This is a genomic window from Collimonas fungivorans (genome assembly GCF_028292705.1).
Lineage (GTDB): Bacteria > Pseudomonadota > Gammaproteobacteria > Burkholderiales > Burkholderiaceae_D > Collimonas > Collimonas fungivorans_B.
Window position 1 is genome coordinate 1 of record NZ_JAQGLV010000069.1, and the last position, 4,916, is coordinate 4,916.

The window sequence follows — 4,916 nt, forward strand, 5'->3', positions numbered from 1 at the left end:
CTGATGGCAGTGCCGGCGGTTCCCTGTTGTGACAGCAGGGTGATTTGCGTGCCGGCGTCGGCATAGCGCACGGCGTTGGAAAGCAGGTTGGCCAGCGCCCGGCGCAGCAGGTCGGGGTCGGCCCAGACCGTGCCGTCGCCGCGCCATACCAGGGTAATTTCACGCTCCTCGGCCAGTCCTTCAAAATAATCGGCAATGCGCTCCAGTTCTGCGGCCACCTCAAGCGGCTTGCGTTCTATGGCGTGGTCCGCATGCTCCGCACGGGCCAGGAACAGCATGTTGTCGGTCATCTTGGACAGGCGCTGCAATTCCTCGAAGTTGGAGCCCAGCAGTTTCTCGTAGTACTCGGTGCTGCGCTTCTGGCCCAGCGCCACTTCAGTCTGGCCCAGCATGTTGCCGATGGGGGTGCGCAGGTCGTGCGCCATGTCGGCGGAGACCTGGCTCAGCTGTGCGAAGCTGGTTTGCAGGCGGTCCAGCATTGCATTGAAACCGTCGATCAGCGGCAGCAGCTCGCGCGGCGCTTGGCTGCTGTCGATGCGGGTGGACAGGTTGCGGATGCCGATCGAGCCGGTTTGCGCAGCCAGCAGCCGCAGCGGCAGCAGGCCACGGCGCGCGATCCAGTAGGCCAGCATGGCCGCCAGCAGCGCGGCCGCCAGCGCTACGCCGAATATCTGGATACGGTATGCCGCCAGCATGCTGGTGCGCTCGGTGAGCAGGCGTCCGGTGGTGATCTGCAATTCGTGTTCCGCATGTTGCGGATCGGTGACCAGGGCTGTCGCGGAAACGACGATGAAAGGCGTGCCGTTTTCTACCGAATGGCGCACTGCGGACAGGTCCAGCGCGGCGCCGGCAGCCATCGGCTTCATTTCGGGTATTGCGATGTGGCCGGGATTGACTTCGATCAGCGGCGCCTGGCCCGGGAATTTCAGCACCAGCAAGGCTTCGCGGTTGCCCAGCATATTGGAAAACAGTTCCGGTTTCTGCTTGATCAGGTCGAGCAGGTCGACATCGCGCAGCAGGGTGCGTATCTGCTCTACGCGCGTCACCAGTGCGGCGTCATCGCGCTTCACCAGCTGTGCTACCAGTGCGCTGTACAGCGCATAACCTACTGTCGCCAGTACGGCAAACGACAGCAGGGCAAACAGCAAGGCCAGGCGCGAAACCAGAGAATGATGCGGAGAGCGGCGCGGGCGGCTCATGCTTCCACTTCGCAACGGTAGCCGACGCCATGCACGGTGTGGATCAGGCGAATGGCAAAGGGTTCGTCTATTTTCTTGCGCAGGCGCCGTACCGCCACGTCCACCACATTGGTGTCGCTATCGAAATTCATGTCCCACACGCGGGATGCGATCAGCGAACGGGACAGCACTTGGCCCTGGTTCAGCATGAAAAATTGCAGCAGTGCGAATTCCTTGTTGGTCAGCGCGATGCGGGCGCCGGCGCGGACTACCCGGCGCTTGGGCACGTCGATCTGCAGGTCGGCGATCTCCAGCAGGTCTTCCTGCCGTACCTGGCTGCCGCGGCGCAGTACGATCTTCACGCGCGCCAGCAGTTCGGCAAATGAAAACGGCTTCACCAGGTAATCGTCAGCCCCCAGCTCCAGTCCCTTGAGGCGATCCTCCAGCGTGCCGCGTGCCGTCAGGAACAGCACCGGCACCGATATGTCGGCCTGCTTTTTATCCAGCTGCAGCCGTCTCATCACTTCCCAGCCATCCATGCCGGGCATCATCACGTCCAGCACGATCAGGTCATAACGCAGCTCCTGCGCCAAGTGCAGGCCGTCGCTGCCGTTGACGGCCACGTCGACCACATAGCCGGATTCCGTCAGGCCGTTGCGCAGGTATTCGCCGGCCTTGAGTTCGTCTTCGATGACAAGAATTCTCACGCTATGGTCCCTGTGTCCTGAACTTGGCATGCCGCCGAAGCCTGATTCTAACCCGGCAGGTCCGGTAAACCCCGCGCGGCTGCGTAGCGATCAATTGCCGACTGACTGCGCCGCCTCTTCTATCATCGCCGCCACTTCCTTGGCCCGCGAGATGTAGATGGTATGGGCGCCATCCACTTCAACCGTGTGGCTGTGGGCGCGCGCCGCGTACATGCGCTCCAGGTCCGGGTTGATGGCGCGGTCCTGCTTTGCCACCATATACCAGCTCGGTTTGACGCGCCAGGCTGGATTGGTGATCAGCGTGGTGTTGACGCGCGCTGCCGCCGGTATTTGCGAGCGGGCCATGAATTCGGCCTGGTCTGCCGGCAGGTCGCCGGCAAAGTCTTCATGGAAATGGGCCGGGTCGACAAAGACGAAGCCGTCCGGCGTGGTCACGGTGCGGATTTGCCCGGGAATCTTGTTCTTGTTGGAAGCGGTCGATTCGCCTGCATCCGGCGCATGCGCGGCAATATATACCAGTCCGGCGACATGCGGATCGGTGCCGGCCTGGGTGATGACGGCGCCGCCGTAACTATGCCCTACCAGGATGCTCGGCCCAGGCTGGCGCGCCAGCACCCGCACTGTGGCGGCGACATCCTCGTCCAGCGAGGTCAGCGGTTCCTGCACCATGTTGACGTTGTAGCCGTCCCTGGTCAGGATGTCGTACACAGGTTTCCAGCCGGAGGCGTCGGCAAACTGGCCATGCACCAGCACGATATTCTTGACCGGGGCGGCGGATGCCGGCGCTGCGGCGAAAGCCAGCAGCAAAGCAGACGCGATTGCGCCGGCGACACGAGTTGGGGTGAAAGAGATGCTCATCATTATTCCTTGGCGGTAGGGGTTGGACTACGGGTACAACGTTCCCGCAGTATGGTTTCCAGCCGCAGACAGCTTAATGACCAAGTTATTACAAAAAAATGACAGCGCCGGCAGCTGCGTCTCTCCGTTGTCTGCTGATTGACGAAACGTAAGGAATTCCCGACGGCGGTTTCTCTCGTGCCCACCAGAAAATCATGATTTCCTGATGCCAGCTGTTGCTCGGATTGATTAGCATTTCTGCTGAGGGAATATGCAAACAAAGTTGCATTTTTGGAAATTCATCTGATTTCATCTTAACAACCTAAGGCAAGCAATGAAGAATGCAGACGACGCGGCTGAGTATATAAAAAATGCCAACAAGATGCTGGACGCCGTCATGGCCAAGCTGGAACTTAAAAACGATGCCGCACTTTCGCGCCGCCTCGAAGTGGGGCCACCTGTCATCAGCAAAATCCGCCATGGCCGGCTGCGCGTCGGCGCCTCCATCCTGATCAGCCTGCATGAAACCAGCAATCTTTCCATTGCCGAGCTGAAGAGCTATTTCTGACGCGCGGCGGTATGTTCCAGGGCGGCCCAGTTCCGATTGCCACGGGGAGCCGTGAGCGGCATGCATCGATTGGATGCTTATATGGGGTTTTTTTACCCTATCATGTCGCAAAGGCATCCTCGGGAAAGCCTTGTTTATGTCCTCCCATGGCATTAGGAACCTGAATCATGAGCTTGCGCCGGCGTTGTCGACTGATCGTCATGCTGTGGCTGATTTTCCTGTCGCCCGCGGCAATTTGCCAGCAGCTGCCGCTGCGTTACTACGGCCAGTCGGACGGTTTGACAAACATGGCTATCAGCGCCCTGGCGCAGGAGCCTGGCGGCTATCTCTGGATTGGCACCCAGAACGGATTGTTCCGCTACGACGGCGCGCGCTTCCAGCGTTTTGAACTGGGCCAGGGCTCGCCCGCGCCGTTTATAACCGCATTGCATGTCGACGGCAACGGCCGGCTGTGGGTCGGCACCAGCGAAGGTTTGTACCTGCGGCAGGAGCAAGGTTTCGTGGCCATGCAATTTCAAAATGTCCAATTCACGTTCCATCAAGGGCAGACCTTCGCCACCCTTGGGCCGGATCGCCTGCTGGTGATAAGCCAGGACCGTTTGTGGTTGCTGCAATCCGCGGATCAAGGGCATTCCTGGCAGGCGCATGCGTTTTTCGACGCAGCGCAACTATCGCCTTATCCTGAGATGGAAACCCTTTTCAGCATCCATGTCGGCCAGCATGGAGATTTATGGATGGGTTGCGGGCGCTCGCTGTGTCATTACGACCAAGGCAAGCTGCTGGTGTTGGGGAAAGAAAGCGGTTTGTCGACCGGGGAAAATTGGCGTGCGATTCTTCATGACCGGCAAGGCATGCTCTGGGTTCGCGGCGAGCACAAGATATTTGTGCTGCCGGCCGATGGCCATGTGTTCCAGGACCGTTCGCCAGACCAGAGTGGACAGCAGAAAGCGAATGGAATTCCATTCCTGGCGGCAGATGCCGCCGGCAGGATGTTCAGTCGCCAAGACGAAGGCATCCTGCGCTGGAACGGCAATCGCTGGGAATCCTTTAGCGAATCCAGCGGACTGATAGTCGGCGGCGGCATCAACGCGATCCTGTTTGATCGCGATGGCGGTGTCTGGCTCGGATCGATGGGACATGGACTGGTGCATTGGATAGGTTATCCGAATTGGGAGAACTGGACTTCCAGGCAAGGCCTGCCCAACAATGTCGTGCTGTCGTTCTTACGCGACCGGCAAAATTTGCTGCATATAGGCACCCGTTCCGGTTCCGCCATACTGCAGAAGAATGGATATTTTTCCGTCACTCCAACAACCTATGGCGGCACCTCCCACCAGTGGGGCAATATGGCAGAAGATGCGAAAGGCAATATCTGGGCCGGTTCGCTCTCAGGACTCTTGGTACGCCGCGGGCGCGGCACCGAAGCGGACGTCAAGGTCGCTCAGCTGCCATCGATCAACAGCTTGTTTTTCGACCAGTCGGGACAACTCTGGATTGCCACCGAGATCGGCATTTACAGCATCAGGCAGCCGCAATCCAATCCGGTGCCGGTAAAAGTCACGGAGTTTCCTTCGATTGAAGATATCAATGCATACCAGGGCTGCCAGGGCCGGAGCGGAGTGCTGT

Annotated in this window: 5 protein-coding genes; 2 read left to right on the forward strand and 3 right to left on the reverse strand. The window is 59.6% G+C overall.

Annotation, left to right across the window (positions count from 1 at the left end; translation table 11 throughout):
• The 3 genes from JWQ61_RS03380 to JWQ61_RS03390 all read right to left on the reverse strand — a co-directional run.
• Window positions 1–1,199: heavy metal sensor histidine kinase (locus tag JWQ61_RS03380; RefSeq protein WP_304359268.1), on the reverse strand; the 1,199-nt coding region annotated here is incomplete at its 3' end.
• Window positions 1,196–1,885, reverse strand: coding sequence for a heavy metal response regulator transcription factor (locus JWQ61_RS03385; protein WP_304359269.1), 690 nt, complete (start codon window positions 1,883–1,885; stop codon window positions 1,196–1,198). The genes JWQ61_RS03380 and JWQ61_RS03385, both read right to left, overlap by 4 nt.
• 90 nt (window positions 1,886–1,975) lie before the next feature.
• Window positions 1,976–2,743: an alpha/beta hydrolase gene (locus JWQ61_RS03390; RefSeq protein ID WP_304359270.1), complete on the reverse strand. Its 768-nt coding sequence runs from the start codon at window positions 2,741–2,743 to the stop codon at window positions 1,976–1,978.
• Between the two features lie 313 nt (window positions 2,744–3,056).
• On the opposite strand from JWQ61_RS03390, the gene JWQ61_RS03395 reads away from it, so the two are divergent.
• Together JWQ61_RS03395 and JWQ61_RS03400 are read left to right on the forward strand one after the other, a co-directional pair.
• Complete coding sequence (locus tag JWQ61_RS03395) at window positions 3,057–3,290, forward strand: hypothetical protein (protein WP_304359271.1); 234 nt, start codon at window positions 3,057–3,059, stop codon at window positions 3,288–3,290.
• A gap of 167 nt (window positions 3,291–3,457) precedes the next feature.
• The coding region (locus tag JWQ61_RS03400; RefSeq protein WP_304359272.1) for a two-component regulator propeller domain-containing protein at window positions 3,458–4,916 on the forward strand (1,459 nt) is incomplete at its 3' end.

What these genes read in the sequence shown, in the direction of transcription:
- JWQ61_RS03390 (WP_304359270.1), bottom strand. Translation starts at nt 2,743, where the DNA reads ATGAGCATCTCTTTCACCCCAACTCGTGTCGCCGGCGCAATCGCGTCT.
- JWQ61_RS03395 (WP_304359271.1), top strand. Translation starts at nt 3,057, where the DNA reads ATGAAGAATGCAGACGACGCGGCTGAGTATATAAAAAATGCCAACAAG.